This is a genomic window from Pseudomonas ficuserectae, from assembly GCF_024584585.1.
Taxonomy (GTDB): Bacteria; Pseudomonadota; Gammaproteobacteria; order Pseudomonadales; family Pseudomonadaceae; genus Aquipseudomonas; species Aquipseudomonas amygdali.
This window is the reverse complement of the sequence record NZ_CP085684.1, coordinates 4,948,190-4,967,780: the sequence shown is the minus strand read 5'-3', so window position 1 is coordinate 4,967,780 and position 19,591 is coordinate 4,948,190. Positions and strand designations below refer to the sequence as shown.

General features: G+C 58.1%; 22 protein-coding genes and 1 riboswitch. Of the genes, 13 read left to right on the top strand and 9 right to left on the bottom strand.

The window, feature by feature from the left end; translation table 11 throughout:
• Complete coding sequence (gene upp, locus LJU29_RS22010) at positions 1 to 639, bottom strand: uracil phosphoribosyltransferase (protein ID WP_002552170.1); 639 nt, start codon at positions 637 to 639, stop codon at positions 1 to 3.
• A 207-nt stretch (positions 640 to 846) separates the two neighbouring features.
• On the opposite strand from upp, the gene LJU29_RS22005 reads away from it, so the two are divergent.
• The 3 genes from LJU29_RS22005 (at position 847) to LJU29_RS21995 (ending at position 2,328) form a co-directional block, all read left to right on the top strand.
• A complete protein-coding gene (locus tag LJU29_RS22005) occupies positions 847 to 1,404 on the top strand; it encodes a hypoxanthine-guanine phosphoribosyltransferase (protein WP_002552171.1) in 558 nt (185 codons plus the stop codon).
• Positions 1,405 to 1,470: 66 nt separating this feature from the next.
• On the top strand, positions 1,471 to 1,974 hold the full coding sequence (locus tag LJU29_RS22000) for a hypothetical protein (RefSeq protein WP_122389874.1): 504 nt from the start codon (positions 1,471 to 1,473) through the stop codon (positions 1,972 to 1,974).
• Between the two features lie 66 nt (positions 1,975 to 2,040).
• Positions 2,041 to 2,328, top strand: a complete 288-nt coding sequence (locus LJU29_RS21995; protein WP_002552173.1) for a PA4642 family protein — start codon at positions 2,041 to 2,043, stop codon at positions 2,326 to 2,328.
• Positions 2,329 to 2,526: 198 nt separating this feature from the next.
• Here the strand turns inward: LJU29_RS21995 and LJU29_RS21990 are convergent, their stop codons facing one another.
• Both LJU29_RS21990 and LJU29_RS21985 read right to left on the bottom strand, forming a co-directional pair.
• Positions 2,527 to 3,360, bottom strand: coding sequence for an amino acid ABC transporter permease (locus tag LJU29_RS21990; RefSeq protein WP_057424167.1), 834 nt, complete (start codon positions 3,358 to 3,360; stop codon positions 2,527 to 2,529).
• A complete protein-coding gene (locus LJU29_RS21985) occupies positions 3,357 to 4,178 on the bottom strand; it encodes an ABC transporter substrate-binding protein (RefSeq protein ID WP_002552174.1) in 822 nt (273 codons plus the stop codon). Before LJU29_RS21985 ends, LJU29_RS21990 begins: the two co-directional genes overlap by 4 nt.
• A gap of 111 nt (positions 4,179 to 4,289) precedes the next feature.
• Here LJU29_RS21985 and LJU29_RS21980 point away from each other — a divergent pair, with 111 nt between their 5' ends.
• Positions 4,290 to 5,186, top strand: coding sequence for a homocysteine S-methyltransferase family protein (locus LJU29_RS21980; RefSeq protein ID WP_057432333.1), 897 nt, complete (start codon positions 4,290 to 4,292; stop codon positions 5,184 to 5,186).
• 102 nt (positions 5,187 to 5,288) lie between these two features.
• Here LJU29_RS21980 and mqo read toward each other — a convergent pair whose 3' ends face one another.
• Together mqo and LJU29_RS21970 are read right to left on the bottom strand one after the other, a co-directional pair.
• Complete coding sequence (mqo, locus tag LJU29_RS21975) at positions 5,289 to 6,797, bottom strand: malate dehydrogenase (quinone) (protein ID WP_057424166.1); 1,509 nt, start codon at positions 6,795 to 6,797, stop codon at positions 5,289 to 5,291.
• 721 nt (positions 6,798 to 7,518) lie between these two features.
• On the bottom strand, positions 7,519 to 7,752 hold the full coding sequence (locus LJU29_RS21970) for a hypothetical protein (RefSeq protein WP_004659896.1): 234 nt from the start codon (positions 7,750 to 7,752) through the stop codon (positions 7,519 to 7,521).
• 228 nt (positions 7,753 to 7,980) lie between these two features.
• On the opposite strand from LJU29_RS21970, the gene LJU29_RS21965 reads away from it, so the two are divergent.
• The 3 genes from LJU29_RS21965 (at position 7,981) to LJU29_RS21955 (ending at position 10,885) form a co-directional block, all read left to right on the top strand.
• Positions 7,981 to 8,562 carry a YajG family lipoprotein gene (locus LJU29_RS21965; RefSeq protein ID WP_002552178.1) on the top strand — a complete coding sequence of 194 codons (582 nt, stop codon included), beginning with the start codon at positions 7,981 to 7,983 and terminating at the stop codon, positions 8,560 to 8,562.
• Positions 8,563 to 8,798: 236 nt separating this feature from the next.
• Entirely contained in the window at positions 8,799 to 10,166 is a 1,368-nt protein-coding gene (locus LJU29_RS21960) for an AAA family ATPase (RefSeq protein ID WP_306459405.1), read from the top strand.
• Between the two features lie 35 nt (positions 10,167 to 10,201).
• Positions 10,202 to 10,885 (top strand): retron system putative HNH endonuclease, encoded by a 684-nt coding sequence (locus tag LJU29_RS21955; RefSeq protein ID WP_223886626.1) that lies wholly within the window; start codon positions 10,202 to 10,204, stop codon positions 10,883 to 10,885.
• Between the two features lie 109 nt (positions 10,886 to 10,994).
• On the opposite strand, the gene LJU29_RS21950 is transcribed toward LJU29_RS21955, so the two are convergent.
• Both LJU29_RS21950 and LJU29_RS21945 read right to left on the bottom strand, forming a co-directional pair.
• Positions 10,995 to 11,201: a hypothetical protein gene (locus LJU29_RS21950; RefSeq protein WP_002552179.1), complete on the bottom strand. Its 207-nt coding sequence runs from the start codon at positions 11,199 to 11,201 to the stop codon at positions 10,995 to 10,997.
• 280 nt (positions 11,202 to 11,481) lie between these two features.
• A complete protein-coding gene (locus LJU29_RS21945; RefSeq protein WP_044321474.1) occupies positions 11,482 to 12,645 on the bottom strand; it encodes a 1-acyl-sn-glycerol-3-phosphate acyltransferase in 1,164 nt (387 codons plus the stop codon).
• A gap of 106 nt (positions 12,646 to 12,751) precedes the next feature.
• On the opposite strand from LJU29_RS21945, the gene LJU29_RS21940 reads away from it, so the two are divergent.
• The 4 genes from LJU29_RS21940 (at position 12,752) to LJU29_RS21925 (ending at position 14,854) form a co-directional block, all read left to right on the top strand.
• Complete coding sequence (locus LJU29_RS21940) at positions 12,752 to 12,934, top strand: CPXCG motif-containing cysteine-rich protein (protein WP_002552181.1); 183 nt, start codon at positions 12,752 to 12,754, stop codon at positions 12,932 to 12,934.
• A 29-nt stretch (positions 12,935 to 12,963) separates the two neighbouring features.
• The gene (locus tag LJU29_RS21935; RefSeq protein WP_257111195.1) at positions 12,964 to 13,194 is read left to right on the top strand and encodes a putative signal transducing protein; all 231 of its coding nucleotides are present in this window, start codon (positions 12,964 to 12,966) and stop codon (positions 13,192 to 13,194) included.
• A 29-nt stretch (positions 13,195 to 13,223) separates the two neighbouring features.
• Positions 13,224 to 13,853, top strand: a complete 630-nt coding sequence (locus tag LJU29_RS21930) for an SOS response-associated peptidase (protein WP_054995247.1) — start codon at positions 13,224 to 13,226, stop codon at positions 13,851 to 13,853.
• Positions 13,854 to 14,035: 182 nt separating this feature from the next.
• On the top strand, positions 14,036 to 14,854 hold the full coding sequence (locus LJU29_RS21925) for a M48 family metallopeptidase (RefSeq protein WP_004663924.1): 819 nt from the start codon (positions 14,036 to 14,038) through the stop codon (positions 14,852 to 14,854).
• Between the two features lie 51 nt (positions 14,855 to 14,905).
• On the opposite strand, the gene LJU29_RS21920 is transcribed toward LJU29_RS21925, so the two are convergent.
• Together LJU29_RS21920 and LJU29_RS21915 are read right to left on the bottom strand one after the other, a co-directional pair.
• On the bottom strand, positions 14,906 to 15,490 hold the full coding sequence (locus tag LJU29_RS21920) for a TMEM165/GDT1 family protein (protein ID WP_002552184.1): 585 nt from the start codon (positions 15,488 to 15,490) through the stop codon (positions 14,906 to 14,908).
• Positions 15,491 to 15,559: 69 nt separating this feature from the next.
• Positions 15,560 to 15,698: riboswitch (yybP-ykoY riboswitch) on the bottom strand.
• Between the two features lie 38 nt (positions 15,699 to 15,736).
• On the bottom strand, positions 15,737 to 16,735 hold the full coding sequence (locus LJU29_RS21915; protein ID WP_257111194.1) for a methyltransferase: 999 nt from the start codon (positions 16,733 to 16,735) through the stop codon (positions 15,737 to 15,739).
• Positions 16,736 to 17,053: 318 nt separating this feature from the next.
• Between LJU29_RS21915 and LJU29_RS21910 the strand changes: the two genes are divergently transcribed.
• Positions 17,054 to 17,686 (top strand): LysE family translocator, encoded by a 633-nt coding sequence (locus LJU29_RS21910; protein WP_002552186.1) that lies wholly within the window; start codon positions 17,054 to 17,056, stop codon positions 17,684 to 17,686.
• A gap of 168 nt (positions 17,687 to 17,854) precedes the next feature.
• Positions 17,855 to 19,537 carry a fatty acid--CoA ligase gene (locus tag LJU29_RS21905; protein ID WP_054995244.1) on the top strand — a complete coding sequence of 561 codons (1,683 nt, stop codon included), beginning with the start codon at positions 17,855 to 17,857 and terminating at the stop codon, positions 19,535 to 19,537.
• Positions 19,538 to 19,591 lie beyond the last annotated feature (54 nt).

Sequence of the window (19,591 nt, the reverse complement as noted above, 5' to 3'; positions counted from 1 at the left end):
TTACGCGTCCTTCTGTTTGGTGCCGAAAATCTTGTCACCGGCATCGCCCAGGCCCGGAATGATGTAACCGTGTTCGTTCAGACGCTCGTCGATGGAGGCGGTGTAGATCATCACGTCCGGGTGTGCCTTCTCTACGGCCGCGATGCCTTCAGGTGCCGCGACCAGAACCATCGCGCGGATTTCCTTGCAGCCAGCCTTCTTCAGCAGGTCAATGGTGGCGACCATCGAGCTGCCGGTGGCCAGCATCGGGTCGATGATCATTGCCAGGCGCTCGTCGATTTCCGGGACCAGTTTTTCCAGGTAAGTGTGTGCCTGCAGGGTTTCTTCGTTGCGGGCCACGCCGACCGCGCTGACCTTGGCACCCGGAATCAGGCTGAGGACGCCGTCGAGCATGCCGATACCGGCGCGCAGGATCGGCACGACAGTGATTTTCTTGCCCGCGATTTTCTCGACTGAAACCGTACCGGCCCAGCCCTGAATGTCGTAGTTTTCCAGGGTCAGGTCGGCGGTGGCCTCGTAGGTCAGCAGTGCGCCGACTTCCTGAGCCAGCTCACGAAAATTCTTGGTGCTGATGTCGGCGCGGCGCATAAGGCCGAGCTTGTGGCGGATCAGCGGGTGACGGATCTCACGAATGGGCATGGGGAAAGGCTCCAGCGGGGCAAAAATCGGACTAGGTTAATCTATTCAGCTGTTACTGTCTTAAAGCACGTGCAGTATCGTTACGAAGCTTCGACGTTCGCGGCTTTTGCAAGACACACGCAACGTTAGTCCAGAATCACTTGCTCTGGCTTGAACGGATGCGTACCTTTGCCCGCTTTTCTCAAACTGCCTTACCTGGAGAGCGTCATGTCCGCTGATCTCGAGCATATCCGTCAAATCATGCGCGAAGCCGACTGCCTGTACACCGAGGCCGAAGTGGATGCTGCCATTGCCCGCGTCGGCGCGCAGATCAATGCCGAACTGGCCGAACGCAACCCGGTTGTGTTCTGCGTGATGAATGGCGGCCTGATTTTCTCTGGCAAGCTGCTGACTCATCTGAACTTCCCGCTGGAAGCGTCCTACCTGCACGCAACACGCTATCGCAACGAAACCACTGGCGGCGATCTGTTCTGGAAAGCCAAACCCGAAGTCTCGTTCATCGACCGTGACGTGCTGATCATCGACGACATCCTCGATGAAGGTCACACCCTGGGCGCCATCATCGACTTCTGCAAACACGCCGGTGCCCGCGCTGTGCACACTGCCGTGCTGATCGATAAAGACCACGACCGCAAGGCCCGCCCGGATCTGAAAGCCGACTACGTAGGCCTACCATGCATCGACCGTTACATCTTCGGTTTCGGTATGGACTACAAAGGCTACTGGCGTAATGCTGCCGGCATCTATGCCGTCAAAGGGATGTAAGGCATTCTGACGACCGCTTCTGCGAACAGGGGCGGTCGTCGATTCGCAATTATCTGGAAACCCTCAATGAAGCTACTGATTCCCGGCTCTTTTGTGTTGGTGCTGTTGTCTGGTCTGGCAGTTGCTGCACCTGCTGCGCCGGTATCGGCCAGCCCGATGCATGAGCAATATCTGCCGCCTGATGACCTGAGCCTGCGTGAGGGTGCGCCCGAGCAGCAACAGTTGATGCGTGTCACCGAGTACACCATCGTTGCCGGTAACCAGCGGCAATCCAGCCAGCAGCCGATCCCGGTCACTTCCCCGCTGTCGTTGCGCCTCAAAGGCAAGTCGCTGAACAAGGGCGCGTCCATCTCCCAGGTGCTCGTGCACTTCGATGGCGGTGATAGCAAAAGCCTTAAAAAGCCGACCTATGATGAGCCGTCGCGCACGTTGACGCTTTATTACCCGCTGTCCCAATACCGTGTGCTGGTGGACTTGCTGCGCAACGAGAAGGTCTATTGCCAGTTTCTCAGTTATGCCAACGGGCACATCTGGGCTGATCTGCACACTACCTCTGCACGTGCGCGTTGAGCGCTGTGCTTGCCGAGGGGTAAACTGCCCGCACGTGAAAGTGTCTGCGACCTGCTGGAGCCTGTAATGCGTAAAGATAAGAAGCAGCTGATTGGCGATGAGATCGGCGATGAGCAGATCAAACTGTTCCTCGACTTCGAGCCATATGATGCTACCTCGCCGTCGCTGCACAAACTGATCAAGGCCTACCGTGGGCTGCGCATCAACGATTTTGAGCGCTTTCTGGTTTTTTTCAGGGAAGCGGGCCACGACTTTGATGGCAAGGACGAGCACGGCAACGACTTCATTGCCCTGATCAAGGATCAGCGCAACGCCGATGAATACATCGAACTGATCGAAAAAGCCCGTAGTTGACTATCCTGCCAAGGCTCCGCATTGCCAGGGCTGGACGCAGAGCGTCCGGAACTGCATTCCCACGCGGAGCGTGAGGAACGAGAGGCGCACCAGAGAACACCTATCGTGCCAATGCTCCGCGTTGGCATGCATTTCGTGACGCTCTGCGTCACACGGCTACGCTGCACCGCACGCGGAGCGTAAGGACGAAAGCCGCAGTTATTTGCGCGCCCGATACGCCTTGCCGTAATGCCGTTCCAGCCTGGACTGCAACAGCTCCAGGCCGATCGACATGATCCAGTACAGCACCGCTGCGGTGGTCAGCATTTCGATGTATCGGTAGCTGGAGCGGCCATACGACTGGGCCAGGAACATCACCTCCCAGACGCCCATCACTGAAATCAGTGACGAATCCTTGAGCATGGAGATGAACTGGTTGGTGGTCGGCGGAATGATCGTGCGCATGGCCTGGGGCAGGGTGACGCGCCAGAATATCTGCGCAGGGCGCAACGCCAGGGCCAGTGCGGCTTCTCGCTGTCCTGCTGCGACGCCGATGATTCCTGCGCGAAAAATCTCGCTCAGGTAAGCCCCGTAGTTGAGCGACAACGCGATGACGCCCGCCGTGATGGCGCCGGGCACGATGCCCAGTTGCGGCAAGCCGAGATAGATCAGCAGAATCTGGATCAGCAGCGGCGTGCCGCGAAAGAACGACGCATAAAAGCTGGCGATGCCGAACGCCACGGCACTACTGGACAGCCTCGCCAACGCGGTGACAAAACCCAGCAGCACTGAAACCACAATCGAACACAGCGACACAAAAAGCGTCAGCGCAGCGCCTTGCAGGAAACCGTTGGGAGCCAGGTGCAGGCCGATCAGGTTGGGCAGTTTGTCGAGGATGATCGCAAGCTTCAGGTCGAAACTCAGAAAGAAGCCGGCGAACAGCGCGAACATGACCAGCCAGGTCAGGTACAGCCGCGTACGGAAACCGAAAACTCGCTTGAGCAGGCCTTGATCAGCCTGCTCGGGTGGGCGCTGGGGCTGGAAAGAAGTCATTTGCTGATATCAGCACCGATCCACTTTTGCGACAGCTTGCTCAGCGTGCCGTCTTTCTTGAGTTCGGCGAACACTTCGCGAACCTTGGCGTCCCATTCCGGGTCGTCCTTTTCGATGGCCACGGAGTTGGGTTCTTCGTACAGCGTTTCGCCCGCCAGCTTGAAGCGCTTGTCCTGGTCCAGACGCGGTTTTGCCGTCACCAGATTGGTCAGTATGGCGTCCAGCCGCTTGCCAGCGCCCAGCCCCAGGTCTTGAAACGCCACATTGTCGTTGTCGTACGGGGCAATCTGCACGTCGTCGAACGGGTACTGCAATGGCTTGTCTTCCGCGCCATCAATGACCAGATTCTTGTTCAGGTAGCTTTCGTAGCTCGAGGCGCTGGTCAGGCCGACTTTCTTGCCGCTCAGGTCCTTGGCCGAATGAATGCGATCATCCGAGGCATTGACCACAATCACCGCAGGCGATGCGTAATACTCGACCGGGAAGTTGAAGACTTCAGCGCGTGCCTTGCTCGGGGTCATCGAGCAGACGCAGATGTCGTAACGGCCACTCCAGTGACCTGCGGCGATAACATCCCAAGAGGGTGTTTCGAGGCGCAACTTGACGCCCAGTTTCTGCGCCACAGCCTTGGCGACATCCACGTCGAAACCGTCCAGTTCGTTCTTGTCATTCAGGAAAGAAAAGGGCGGGTAACTTTCCATGAGGACGTTGACCAGCTCTTTGTTTTTCTGCACGCGATCCAGCGTGGCACCGGCCAGGGCTTGAGTGGAGGCAGCCAGAGTAACCAGGCCAATGCCCAGCAGAGCGCGATAATTCACAGATATCCCCTGAAAAAAGTGTTTGTAGTTTGATTAAAGGGCCGTATTAAATACGTTATACAAGACTGACTCATAATGAGTTTTTTTCATATACATATAAGCAGATCACATATGACGCAAGGCACAACTGTAATTCTTGATGGCGGCATGGGCCGTGAACTGCAGCGCCGCGGTGCCCCGTTTCGCCAGCCTGAATGGTCGGCTCTGGCATTGAGCGAGGCACCTGAGGCCGTCAGTGCGGTACACGCCGCTTACATCGAAAGTGGCGCTCAGGTCATCACCAGTAACAGCTATGCCGTCGTGCCTTTCCATATTGGTGAAGAGCGCTTTGCCCGTGAAGGTCAGGCGCTGGCAGCGCTGGCCGGGCGACTGGCGCGTGAAACGGCCGACGCTTTCGGCGGGCGTGCACAGGTGGCAGGTTCCATTCCGCCATTGTTCGGCTCCTATCGCCCTGACCTGTACAAGCCGGAGCTGGCCGCCGATGTCCTGAGGCCGCTGGTGGCCGGCTTGTCGCCGTATGTCGATCTGTGGCTGGCGGAGACGCAAAGCTGCATTCTTGAAGCGCAAACCATCCGCGCCGGGCTGCCCAATGACGGCAAACCGTTCTGGTTGTCGTTTACCCTTCAGGATGAAGACACCGATGAGGTGCCGCGTTTGCGTTCAGGCGAGCCCGTTGCCGACGCGGCAAAGGCTGCCGCCGGGATGGGCGTGGCGACGCTGCTGTTCAATTGCAGCCAGCCAGAGGTGATCGGCGGTGCAATCGATGCGGCGCGTGAGGTGTTCAAAGCCCTGAACGTCGACATTGCCATTGGTGCCTACGCCAACGCTTTCCCGCCGCAACCCAAGGACGCCAAGGCCAACGACGGTCTGGATGAGCTGCGCGAAGACCTTGACCCGCAGGGTTATCAACAGTGGGCGGCGGACTGGGTAACGCGCGGTGCCACGCACATCGGCGGCTGCTGCGGAATTGGTCCGGAGCACATCGCTGTATTGTCCAAAAGCCTCTGACTGACATTCGCAACAAAAAGCCCCGTGACTCGGCAGAGCCACGGGGCTTTTTGTTTATACAGCGTGTCAGATGCGCAGGGCTTTCATGACACCGCAATCAGCTCAGGCGAAACTCTGTTCCTGACTGCTTTTCTCGACCAGTTCCAGCGCCTCGTCATTCTGGGCGCTGACGCGGTTATACAACTGCGCGTCGGTTTCGAGGATCTTTTCCCGAGCCGGGAAAATCTCGTCGAGTTTGGCAGCCCACTCGGTGCGGGTTTTCTCCGGGAAGCAGCGTTCCAGCAGTTCCAGCATGATCGACACGGTGACAGAAGCCCCCGGCGAAGCACCCAGCAGGGCGGCCAGTGAGCCGTCCTTTGCGGACACCAGCTCGGTACCAAATTGCAGCACGCCGCCTTTTTTTGCATCTTTCTTGATGATCTGCACCCGTTGACCGGCAATTTCGAGACGCCAGTCTTCGGCTTTCGCTTCCGGATAGAAGCGGCGCAGCGATTCCAGGCGTTGCTCCATCGATTGCATCACTTCGCTGACCAGGTACTTGGTCAGGTCCATGTTGTCACGGGCCACTGCCAGCATCGGTTTGATGTTGGCGACGCGTACCGATAGCGGCAGGTCCAGAAACGAACCGTGCTTGAGGAACTTGGTGGTGAAGCCGGCATACGGTCCGAACAGCAGGGACTTCTTACCGTCGACTACGCGGGTGTCCAGGTGCGGCACCGACATGGGCGGCGAACCCACGGCTGCCTGGCTGTAGACCTTGGCCTGATGGTGTTTGACCACTTCCGGGTTGTCGCAACGCAGCCACTGGCCGCTCACCGGGAAGCCACCAAAACCCTTGCTCTCTTCGATGCCCGACAGTTGCAACAGCGGCAATGCTGCGCCACCTGCACCGAGGAATACGAATTTGGCATCTATCTCACGTGTGCCGCCGCCATTCACGTCCTTGACGCTCACGGTCCAGCCTGCGCCGTTGCGGGTCAGGTTGGTGACCCGGCTGCGGTACTTGATCTGCGTGCCCGGAGCGCTGGACAGATGGCTGAGCAGTTGATTGGTCAGTGCGCCAAAATTGACGTCGGTGCCGTTCATCATGCGTGTTGCGGCAATTCTTTCATCAGCAGGCCGCCCAGGCATCATCAGCGGCATCCACTCGGCCAGCTTTGCCTTGTCTTCGGTGTATTCCATCGACGAGAAGGCGTGATGCTTGCTCATGGCTTCAAAACGGGTCTTGAGGAACGAGATACCGTTTTCGCCTTGCACAAAGCTCAGGTGCGGGACCGGATTGATGAAGGAACGGGCTGAACCGAAGGTGCCTTTGCGCGCCAGGTAAGCCCAGAACTGTTTCGAGACTTCGAACTGGGTGTTGATGTGCACCGCTTTCTTGATGTCGATGGAGCCATCAGCCGCAGGCGGCGTGTAGTTCAGCTCGCAAAGACCAGCGTGGCCGGTACCGGCGTTGTTCCACGGGTTGGAACTCTCCGCAGCACCGGAGTCCATCAGCTCAACGACTTCCAGCTTGAGGCCGGGGCCGAGCTCCTTGAGCAATACCGCCAGAGTGGCACTCATGATGCCCGCTCCGACCAGTACTACGTCGACTGCTTCGTTATGCGCCATTAACGCGTCTCCAAAATCTGCAGCACCAAATTGACGGCATACGATCCTGAGGCTGGTTGCCAGGTGTTCGGGGTCTGGATCAAAAGGGTGCCCTCGCTTTCCTGGCCAGGATCGCCTGACCGATTCTTCGCAATTTTCCGCATCTAAAGCGCAGGTCCCGGTCAGGCCCGGTCATGGTTCATCAATGTTTCATGAACGCATTTCCAGGCCCGCAAGGCCATTCGACCATCGTCAGGGAGCCCATCGCCCGATGGGCTCCTGTCGGTGGCGTCAGGCTCCGGTCATGGAGGCGCAGTCGCGGTCAGTCCTGTTCAAGAGAGCCGGTTCAGAGGCTGATGGTGCATTTACAAACGCGTACCTATTCATTTGCTCGCCACACTCTTGTGAAGTAGTGAAACCCGTTTTTCACGTCCTTTTGGGAACGTGAACCAAACCTCAAAATGGCTGCGATGACAGCGCTGGCAGGTCAGGGGCACCAAGAGTGAGGCGCTGGCGGGCGAGAAAGGTTCGATACGATTCGAGCATTCTTCACCTTTCATCGAGCACACTCGTGCGCACATGACCTGTGTGGGCGGCTCTCTGTGGGCAGTACGAAGGCGCTAATACGACGATTAGCAATGCTGCGAGGCCCGATCAGGAGACGTCCTTATAATCGGGGGGAGATTATAGCGATGAAATGGCAGGAATTGATCGCTTTAAATGACTTTTATTCGCTATCGGGTCAGGCGGTGAGCAGCTGGCCGCGCGTTGAACGCGCGCTACGCTGCGCCACTCGGGCGCTGGCGGGCAGTGGCTGGTTCAGCCAGGCAAGTCGTTGCTCGTTCACTTCCACCCATTCGACGCCAGACGGGCGTTGCGCACAATGCTTGAATGCGCGGCAGATGCCCGTCTGATCAATGCGTGCGTAATGGCGATGCTGGTGGCGTGTGGTGAACAAAGACCGGAACAGATTCATGGCGCAGCTCCTGTGACGTGGATGAGCGTCTGTGCGATGAGGGCGAGTCTGCCGACTGGATGTGACGCCCTGATTACATTGCGCTGCACGAATCATTGCCTGAGCTGCTGCCTGAACCCCGAGACGTGCCGAATGTCCGAGGCTTAACGGTCAGCGCCCTCTGGTTAGCGGCTGTTGCTGGCCGCTATACTGCGGCACATTCAGTGTCTGGCCCATGGAGAAATGAGCATGCTGCGTCGCATTTTGTTCGGTTTGCTTGCTGTAAGCAGTTTGACCCTGGTGGGCTGTGCCCACAGTCCGCAACAACTCAGCCCCACTCCCAAGCTCAACGCACAGCTTGCGGCCGTAGGACGTGGTCAGCCTGTGGTGGTGCGCGTAGTCGACGGCCGTCCTGGCCCGACGCTGGGCACGCGTGGCGGCATGTACCCGGAAACCAGCGCCATCAGCGTCAACGGTGCGGATATCGTTCCCAAGCTCCAGGCTCAGGCCGAGGCGGCAGTACGCCTGTTGGGCTTTACGCCGACTCAGGGTGGCAACGCTCCGCAGTTGACCGTGACCCTGGCAGACTTGAAGTACCAGTCGCCCAAAGAAGGTCTGTACGTGACTGAAGCCACCATCAGCTCGACATTCCGCGCTGACGTACGCAATAACGGTCGCAGCTACAGTGGCCGTTACGCAGCATCGCTGGATCAGCGTTTCGGCATGGCTCCGAACCAGGAAACCAACACCAAGCTGGTGAGTGACGTGTTGAGCGATGCACTGACCCGCGTCTTCCAGGACCCGACCATCGGTTCGACCCTGGCGCAGTAAGCTTCAGTGCTAGACAAAAAGCCCGGCCCTTGTTGAAGGGGCCGGGCTTTTATTTTTCCGGGGGTTGCGTCTTGGCAAGCGCAGGCTGGATGGAAGCGGGGTTGCCACCAGGTACGAAACTCATGGCTACGCTCTTTGTGTCGCCTTTTTATGGTTTGCATTTAGTATGCTGTCCCAACTGCAACGGAAGGTGTTTTCCATATGCTTGGCCAGATGACGAAACCGGAGAAAATATTGTGAGGCTCGACACACTGCGAATGCAGAACTATCGCTGCTTCGGTGAATTCGAGATCGACTTCGATCCGCATCTGACCATACTTATTGCCTCCAACGGAGGCGGAAAAACCACTATTCTTGATGCCGCTCGAGTTGCGCTGTGGCCTTTCGTCAAGGGTTTTGATCTTGGCGGTCAGACAGGAAAGTCCGCCACTATTCAGATTGAAGATGTGCGACTGGCCCAATTCGGCAGTGGCAATATGGAGTCGCAGGTACCCAGCGTTATCGAGGCAAAGGGCGTCTGGTGGGAAAGCGCCGTTGAAAGTAGCTGGGTGCAGCAGCGCGTCAGCCTGAAAAAGTCCACTAACACTATTGGCGATGCTGGATCGAAAGCACTGACTTCGTACGGTAAGTCGCTTCAGGACCGTGTGCGAAGCGATGCACATGTCACTCTGCCAATGGTGAGTTACCTTGGCACTTCCAGGCTATGGTTCGAGGGACGCTTCAGTTCGGCGGCGGCTCAGACAACACTCGATAAAAGTGAGTACTCCAGAACGTCCGCATACCTAAATTGCCTGTCTTATTCATCCAGTTTCAAGACCTTCACCGCATGGTACATCTGGATGTACCGCAGCTATCGTGAAGCTCAGTTGATAGCTCTGGAGCGCGATGAAGAAATGTCTGATGCCGGGCAGCGCTTTGAGAAAATCATCTCAGCTGTCAAAGAAGCCATCGACAGGTTGATAAAGGCTCCTACGGGGTGGCACAGACTGGAATACAGTGCCAGTCATCAACAGCAACTGGTTATGCATCATCCGGACCAGGGGGTTTTACCTGTCGAAATGCTTAGCGATGGGCTGCGTAACACTATCGCCATGGTTGCGGACCTCGCTTTTCGTGCCTGCAAACTCAACCCGCACCTCGGCGAGAGGGCGCCCTTGCAAACGCCAGGTATCGCCTTGATTGATGAAGTGGATATGTTTCTGCATCCCTTCTGGCAACAGACGATAGTCGGTTCATTACGTGCGGCTTTTCCCGCCATGCAGTTTATTGTCACCACCCACAGTCCGCAGGTGTTGAGTACAGTCCGACGCGAAAATATTCGGGTGATCGGTAAAGATGCCCAAGGGCGTTTGATTGCATCCCGGCCCCTTGCCATGACCTACGGTGAACCGAGCAACAGTGTGCTGCGAAGCGTGATGCAGGTCGATCCGCAGCCTCCGGTGGATGAAAAGCCGGGCCTGCTACAACTCACGGAATGGGTGGACAAAGGTCGCTATGACGAACCACAGGCGATCTTGCTGATGCAGCAGATAACGGAGGCTCTCACTGAACAACACCCTCAACTGCAGCGCAGCATAAAGCGGCAGAAGGCATTGAGGGGATGAGGTCAGTGCACAAGCGGGGAGGAGGACCTTATCAGTTGGCGCGTTCACATCGCAGCCCACCTGCTACCAGCGACACTTCCACAAGCCGGTGGAGTAGTTTTGGCTACAAGGCTCAGGTACTGGGCTGTCTTTTGGAGGAGCAGTACGGATTATGTTGTTATAGCGAAATTCGACCTGACCGGGTTGGCCTGAGTTTCCATATAGAGCACGTCGAAAACAAGAGCCAAAACCCTCAGCGTACTTTTGACTACAACAACCTCGCTGCCTGCGCGCTGGACAGTCAGAGCGATCTGGAGGTATTGAAAATACAGGGCGCTGAGGTATTTGGTGGGCACGCGTCAGGTAAGTCGAAAGGGGTCGACATGGCTCGCTTCGTTTCGTGTCACATGCCCGACTGTTCGCGCTTCTTCGCCTATTTGTCTGACGGCCGTGTAGTGCCTGCTGACGGGTTGTCACCGGAGGAAGTTGACCGAGCTGAATACACCATCGGCCTGCTGAACCTTAACAGCCCTTATCTCCAAGGCTTGCGACAATCCTGGTGGGATGAGCTGGAAGCTCTTTTTGAAGAGCATGTTAATCAAAATATGAGTCTGCATTGTCTGGCGGGGATTGATCTCATCCCTGTGGGGGCGAACTTAAGTCAGTTTTTCAGCATTACCCGGAATTTTTTCGGAGGTATCGCTGAAGAGGTCCTTGAGCAAGAGGCTGGTCGCTGGTAAAAAAAACTCGACCCCATCATCCTGTGATAGCGGCAAAGTGATAAAAAAGCCCGGCCTTTTTTGAACGGGGCGGGCTTTTTGCTTTCTGATGTGTGCCCTGAGGTAGGGCTCAAGCTGCCTGCTGATAAAAATCCAGAAAACTGAAACCGGTGTTCTGATCCATATCCGGCAGGTCATGATGAACGTGCCCGCCCAGTGCACAATAGACCAGCCAGTGGCGGTCCTGAACGTTGAAGGCCAGACCGTCGATCAACTCCTGCTGTTCATCGCTCTGGGCGATGAGGTAAAGGCGATCCTGATTTTTTGCGTGCAGCATGACAAGCTCCAAAAAGAGGGAAGTCCGTTTCTCGAGGAGCCACACAATGAGGGTGTCACGTTACGCTTGGGTGACAGCGGCAGCGAATTGTCATGCAGGATGTTTCGGGGGCTGCATGAATATGCGGAGCACGGACATGATACGTGCTCTCCCGTGCACCTATCGTTCCTCACGCTCCAGCGTAGGAATGCCTTGGGTGACGCTCTGCGTCACGGCGCGCTGACGAGCGTCCAGAACGGCGTACCCATGCGGAGCATGGGCACGATAGACGTTCCTGTTCTTAAAGCGCCAACCCGGCCTTGACCCGATATTGGTTGCGTACCGGTGTCGCGTACTGCTGAATCAGGTAAGGGCGATGCTCGGTCGGCACGCCTGCCAGGCGGCCTTCCCATTCATCTTTGGCGCGTTCGAGTTCGTCGGCCGCAAACACTGCGGACGCTGGCGGTACGTCGAGGCTCGGGTCGGCGTCGCTCCATTGCGCGTACGCCAGGTAATTCACCGGGAACAGACGATAGCCGCCTAGAATCTGCCGGTCCATTTCGATAGCCAGCTGCTTGGTGTCCTCAAAGTGCTCGGTGATCGGCGGCGCGAAGTTCACATGCACGCGACCTTTATAGCCAGTGATGCCCAATGCAATGCTCACGTCGTCTTCGCCCGGCGTCTTGGTGTATGAGCCGGTGGTCGCACGAATGTACAGCTCGCGCGCTTTGGCGCTGTCGCACGGATCGTACTCATAGCTGATCGAAACCGGGATCAGGTTCAGAGAGCGAATCACGTCGCCAAACGGTTCATCCTTGCGGCTCATGTGAAACATCTTGAGGATCGCCGACTCGGTGCGGTCGTCACCATCCTTCGCACGGCCTTCGGCCTGGGCGATCCAGATGGACTGGCAATCCTTGGTGATCGAGTGGTTGATATACGCCGACAGCAATTGGTAAGCCGCCATTTTCTCGCGCCGCCCGATAATCGAACGGTGCACGATGAAGCTCTTGTTCAGGCGCATCAGATCGCTGACAAACGGCTTCTGCAGCAGGTTGTCGCCAATGGCAATGCGCGGAGTTGGCAGGCCTGCGTGGTACACGGCATAGTTGACGAACGCCGGGTCCATGACGATATCGCGGTGGTTGGCCAGAAACAGATAGGCACAACCGGACTTGAGCTGCTCGACGCCCGTGTAGGTGACTCCGTCCGTAGCGCGCTCGATGGTGTGGTCGACGTAATATTCGACTTTGTCCTGCAGCGTGGCGACCGAGTCGATACCGGCAAACTCGCGACGCAGCTTGCGCGCCAGGGTCGGCTGCAGCAGCCAGCCGAATGCGCCCGCCAGGCGGGGAAAACGGAATCGGGTCAGAATTGCGAGAAAGGCTTTGTCGCTCAGCAGGCGTGCCAAGACGGCGGGGACTTCTGCATCGTTGTACGGTCGGATGGCATCAAATTCGCCCATCATGCTCTCTTGTTGGAATCGGATAGGGTAAAAAGAAGACGTACTTGTTAAAACAGCCTTCTGAAGAATGGGGCAATTATACGCATAACTGATCCCGGAGACCGTGATGCAGGAATTACAGAGTTACGACTGCCCTTATTGCGGCGAACCTGTCGAGGCCGTACTGGACCTGTCCGGTGGCGATCAACAGTACATTGAAGACTGTCCGGTCTGTTGCCGCCCGATCATTTTCGATCTGCAGACCGACGGCGAAGACTGGAACCTGGATGTTCGCAGCGAGAACGAGTGATGCGAAAGATCTAGGAGCCCGAGAACCTCATGGAGGCCGAGTTGCTGCTGGCGATGCTCGCCAGCGAAGGCATCGAGGCGCATCTGGCCGGTCGCGACCTGCTCGGTGCGATGGGCGAGCTGCCGGGGCTGGGGCTTCTGGCGCTCAAGGTCGACGATGCACAGGTCGAACGGGCACGCGAGCTGATCACTGCGTACAATAGCGCTTCGCCCTTGTCTGGCGATGAGCCGGACGACTTCCCCGATGTACTGGTGTGCTGAGCACCTTCAATAGAGTCTGATTAGCCCCCATGTGTGGACGCTTCGCCCTGTTTCGCTGGACCCCCGCATTTGCCGCCTTGCCCGGTTTTCCCGCCGATCAGCAGGCGCAATGGAACATTTCGCCAGCCGACTGGGTGTTGATCATGCGTGCCGCCGAAAACGAGGGCGGTATCGAACTGGTGCGTGCGCGCTGGGGTTTGACCCCGGCCTGGCTCACCGATCTGTCGAAAACACCCGCCCATGCACGCGCCGAAACCGTGGCCGAGCAACCCATGTTTCGTGATGCCTTTACCCATCGCCGCTGCCTGCTGCCCGCCAACGGCTTTTACGAGTGGCGCGGCACACTGCGCAAGCGTCCGTTCTGGCTGACGCCGGGGGAGGGCGCCGCGCTGTTTTTCGCCGCCATCTGGGAAGCCTATCCGGTGCAGGGGCATACGTACCTGAGCGTGGCGGTGGTCACGCAGGCGGCTGCGACTCAGCGTCGCCCGCTGATTCTGGATGCCAGCGGCCAGAAAGCCTGGCTGGCTGCCAACACACCGCTGCCGACCCTGCAAGCGTTGCTGGCAGCTCCGCAGACCGCATTGCGAGAGCGACCACTGGCCAATCTGGTCAACGATCCGAAGCTCAATGCACCTGAATGTCTGACGCCATTGAGTTAGACGGGCAGGGATAAGACCGATGAATCAGACAAATCCGATATCCGCCTTGAAGCGCATCTGATACAAACTGGACATACGTGCGGGAACCATCCACCTCTCTCAAAGACCAAGATGCCAGTTGGCCGGCATCTGGCGCAGAGATCTGTCCCGCAATGGCCGTTTCACAAACAAGGAGATTCACCATGCGTCAGTCATTTGCCCTCTGTGCCTTGAGCGCTGCGTTGCTGCTCGGCGGGTGTCAGGCAGTCAATACCACCAGTGGTGACTCGGTTGGTGTGGAGCGCAAGCAGTACATGTTCAGCATGCTCTCCACCGATGAAGTCAACAAAATGTACGCCCAGTCTTATCAGCAGACCGTCGGCGAAGCGACCAGCAAAGGTGTGCTGGATACCACCAGCGCCAACGCCAAACGTGTTCACGCAATCGCTGATCGGCTGATCGCCCAGGCCCCGAAACTGCGTCCTGATTCGGCTCAATGGCAGTGGGAAGTCAATCTGATTAAAAGTGACGAACTGAACGCCAACTGTGGTCCGGGCGGCAAGATCTTCGTTTACACCGGTCTGATCGACACCCTCAAGCTGAGCGACGATGAAATCGCTGCGGTCATGGGACACGAGATCGCCCATGCCTTGCGTGAGCACGGGCGTGAGGCGATGTCCAAGGCTTACGGTGTGGCGATGGCCAAACAGGGGGCGGGTGCCTTTCTGGGGCTTGGGCAAGACAGCCTGGCGTTGGCCGACACTGTGGTCAATTACAGCCTGACACTGCCCAATAGCCGCAGTAACGAAAACGAAGCCGACCTGATTGGCCTGGAGCTGGCTGCGCGTGCGGGTTACAACCCGAATGCGGCCATTACCCTGTGGCAGAAAATGACTCAGAACTCCGGGGGTTCGCAGCCAGAGTTCATGAGTACTCACCCGGCATCGCAGAGTCGCATTGCTTCGCTGCAGGCCGCGATTCCCAAAGTGATGCCGCTGTATCAGGCAGCCCCCAAATCCTGATCGGCTGAAACACCCGTGGCGTTGCGCGTCTTGCAACGCCACGGGAATGCATCACACCCAGCCGCTGACCTGCATTGCCTTGTACACCGCCACCAGTGCCAGCACGAAAAACGCACAGGCAGCCAGGCGGCGAATCAGGGTCAATGGCAATTTCTCGGCGGCAAAATTGCCCGCCAGCACCACCGGCACGTTGGCCAGCAGCATGCCCACCGTGGTGCCGAGAATCACCAGCCACAGGTAGGAATACTGCGCCGCCAGCATCACCGTGGCGATCTGCGTCTTGTCACCGATTTCGGCGATGAAGAAGGTGATCAACGTAGTCATGAACGGGCCGAATTTACGTGCCGTGCTGGCTTCGTCATCGTCCATCTTGTCTGGAACCAGTGTCCACAGCGCCGTCGCCGTAAAGCTGGCCGCGAGGATCCAGTGCAGCACTGCGTCTGACAGGAAGCTGCTGAACCATGCACCTACAGCGCCTGCTGCCGCATGGTTGGCCAGCGTTGCGGCGACAATGCCCGCAATGATCGGCCAGGGTTTGCGAAAGCGTGCGGCGAGAATGAGTGCGAGCAATTGCGTCTTGTCACCGATTTCGGCGAGCGCAACCACAGCGGTAGGGATTAAGAATGATTCCAGCATCAGGTTTCCTAAGGGGCGGGTCGACACGGCTATGACACGTACGACCTCCCCGCCCCGGGTAAGGTGTTCGTGTCATAGGTCTTGTCAAACCACCGATCCGTCTGAGCGGATTCCGGGTCGCACGTACCATGGTCTGAGGACCAAGTATGTTGATACGTGCCGGACGAGCATGGCGCTCGTGGGAGACTACTCCCCTAGGACGGAGCGGATTCTGCCTCCGCAAAAACGTTTCGGCAAGTGCTTATTTCAGGAGCGTTTGGCGCTGTAGATTTTAAAACCGCTGCCCTGAGCCCTGACTTCACATTGCCCGACATGCTCTTCGATCAGTGGCTGATAACGCAGAAAGTTATTCGCGACAAGGCGTAGTTCACCGCCTGATTTAAGATGTTGGCGTGCTTTTCTCAGCAGGTTTTCCGTTGCCATGTAGTCGGTATTAACCCCCACATGGAACGGCGGGTTGCTGAGAATCGTGTTCAAACCCATTGGCGCTGCGTCGATTCCGTCACCGGTCAGCACCTGGGCTTGCAGGCCATTGGCGGCGAGGGTCAGGCGCGAACTTGCGGTTGCGAACGCATCCACGTCCAGCATGATGACGTCGTTGTGCGGGTAGCGACGCTTGACCGCTGCACCGAGTACGCCGGCACCACAGCCGAAGTCGAGCAGGTTGCCGCTCGGCAGCTTGTCGATGTTTTCCAGCAAAAGCGCCGAACCACGATCAAGTCGGCCATGGCTGAAAACGCCGGGCAGGCTGACGACTGTGAGCGGGCCGTCCTGCAGCTCGATCTGGTAGGGCCTGGCGAGGCTTTCCAGCGTAACGGCTTGTGGTGCGTTCTCGACAGTGACCTGCCAGAGCTGGCAGTGGCGGGCACTGTCGAGCTTGCGCGCGCGGCCGAAGGGGCTCAGTTGCTTTGCAGCCGCTTCGATACCGCCACGTTTCTCGCCGACCAGAAACAACTCGCGCCCGGCCAGGCGGGAAGCCAGGGCGTTGAGCAGGTAGTCTGTCAGGTCGCGGGCTTTGGGCAGGAACAGCACGGCGGCTTCGAAGGCGGCCTCTGGCGCTTCAACGCCGAAATCCACACGGCCCTCGAACCGCGCATCCAGCGCGGCCTGGTCACCGGCATGCCAGCACCATCCACGCGCGTCCGGCAGTTTTCCGAGCAGGTCATCGGCGGGCAGCCCGACCAGCAACAGCGAGCCCTGAAACAGCTCGGCCTGACGGAGTAACACTTCACTGCGCGGGTCCATGGAATGGCTCCTGAAAAAGCGCGCAGTCTAACAGGATATGGGTCAGGAGGACGCGGAGCGTCCGGAACGGCATGCGACGCGGAGCGTCGCACGATAATCGAGATGATCGTACGATAGTTGAGATGATCGTTCCGCACGCTCCAGCGTGGGAATGCAGTTCACGACGCTCTGCGTCGTCAAGAGGACGCAGAGCGTCCAGAAAGGCATGCGACGCGGAGCGCCGCACGATAGTTGAGGTGATCGTTGCCAGTAACTGTTGCGCAGACATCAGACAGCGTAATCTGCCGGGTCTGAAGTCAATCCTCCAGGAGGTCCCACATGTATTGGGCAGAATTTCTTACCGTTGCGCTGATCCACCTGCTGGCCGTCGCCAGCCCCGGTCCGGACTTCGCGGTGGTGGTGCGTGAAAGCGTCACGCATGGTCGTAAGGCTGGTACCTGGTCAGCGCTTGGTGTCGGCTCGGCTATCTTTCTCCATGTGGGCTATTCGCTGCTGGGTATCGGGATTATCGTTTCCCAGTCCATCGTGCTGTTCAACGCGCTGAAATGGGCGGCAGCTGCATACCTGCTGTACATCGGTATCAAGGCCCTGCGCGCCAGGCCGGCGGCTGCGACGGGCGATGCCGCTATCAAGGCAATCCCGGGCGAGCGCACAGCAAAGAGTGCCTACATCAGCGGTTTCGTCACCAACGGCCTTAACCCCAAGGCAACGCTGTTTTTCCTATCGCTGTTCACCGTAGTGATTAATCCGCACACGCCGCTGCTGGTGCAGGGCGGCTATGGGGTCTACCTCGCAGTGGCGACGGCCGCGTGGTTCTGCCTGGTGGCGCGGCTGTTCAGCCAGGCTCGGGTACGCGCGGGTTTTGCGCGCATGGGCCACTGGTTCGATCGGGCCATGGGCGGAGTGCTGGTCGCGCTGGGTATCAAACTGGCGTTCACTGAAGTGCACTGAAGCCTGCATTCAACAACGCTTTTGCCGAGCGTATACCGAGTATGAGTGCCTCTTGCAGAAAGCGAGAGGCGCTTCGAAAAAACATCCCTTTTACTGATTTCACTGGTAGGCGAGGGCTCTAGAGTCCATATTTCCAGCTCCGCCTGTGGACTTTGAAGGGTGACTCATATGTTACAGACTCGCGTTCTTGCGCCCGCCGATGGCGCTTACCAGTACCCTCTGTTGATCAAGCGCCTGCTGTCGTCCGGCAGTCGTTATGAAAAGACGCGTGAAATTATTTACCGCGACTCCGTTCGCTATACCTACCCGACCCTCAACGAGCGCATCTGCCGCCTGGCCAACGTTCTCACGGCGGCAGGCGTGAAAGCTGGCGACACCGTGGCGGTCATGGACTGGGACAGCCATCGCTATCTGGAATGCATGTTCGCGATCCCGATGATTGGTGCAGTGATCCACACCGTCAACGTGCGGCTATCGCCCGAGCAGATCGCCTACACCATCAATCATGCCGATGACCGGCTCGTATTGATAAACAGCGACTTCACGGGCCTGTATCAGGCGATGTCCGGACATTTGACCACCGTTGAAAAGACCCTGTTGCTGACGGACCTGCCCGACAAGACCGCCGACCTGCCAAACCTCGTCGGCGAGTACGAGACCCTGCTGGCGGCAGCCAGCCCCGAGTACGCTTTCGAGGATTTCGACGAGAACTCGGTCGCGACCACGTTTTACACCACAGGCACCACGGGCAACCCCAAAGGCGTCTATTTCACCCATCGCCAGTTGGTACTGCACACCATGGGTGTGGCGGCCATCCTGGGATGCGTCGAAAGTCCGCGGCAGCTGGGCAACGATGACGTCTACATGCCGATCACACCGATGTTCCATGTGCATGCCTGGGGCGTTCCCTATGTGGCGACCATGCTGGGCCTGAAACAAGTGTATCCCGGCCGCTATGAGCCCGAATTGCTGGTAGAGCTTTGGCGCAAGGAGAAAGTGACCTTCTCCCATTGCGTGCCGACCATCCTGCAGATGCTGCTCAACGCCAAGTCTGCTCAGGATGCGGACTTTGGCGGCTGGAAAATCATCATTGGCGGCAGCTCGCTGAACCGCAGCCTGTATCAGGCTGCCAAGGCCAGAGGCATCCAGCTCAGCGCCGCGTATGGCATGTCTGAAACCGGGCCACTGATTTCTGTCGCGCACATCAACGACGAACTGAAGGCCAGCAGCGAAGACGAGCAGATTACCTACCGCATCAAGGCCGGTGTGCCTGGCATGCTGGTAGAAGCAGCCATCGTCGATCAGCAAGGCAACTTCCTTCCGGCCGATGGCGAAACCCAGGGTGAGCTGGTCCTGCGTGCGCCCTGGCTGACCGAAAGCTATTTCCGCGAGCCTGAGAAAGGTGCTGAATTGTGGGCGGGCGGCTGGCTGCACACTGGCGATGTGGCAACGCTGGACGGTATGGGCTTCATCGATATTCGCGACCGCATCAAGGATGTGATCAAGACCGGTGGCGAATGGATTTCCTCGCTGGAGCTTGAAGACCTGTGCAGCCGGCATCCTGCTGTGCGCGAAGTAGCTGTGGTCGGTATCGCCGACCCGCAATGGGGTGAGCGGCCTTTTGCCTTGCTGGTGATTCGCGACGGCCATCAGCTTGATGCCAAGGGCTTGAAGGAGCATCTCAAACCGTTCGTCGAGCAAGGTCACATCAACAAGTGGGCAATTCCCAGCCAGATCGCGCTTGTTACTGAAATTCCCAAGACCAGCGTCGGCAAGCTAGACAAGAAGCGCATGCGTCTGGACATTGTGGAATGGCAGAACAGCAACAGCACGTTCCTTTCCACGCTCTGACACCGTCTGCTTGCCGCGCCCGTCGGGCGCGGCAAGTGTCTGCGTCGCAGGTCC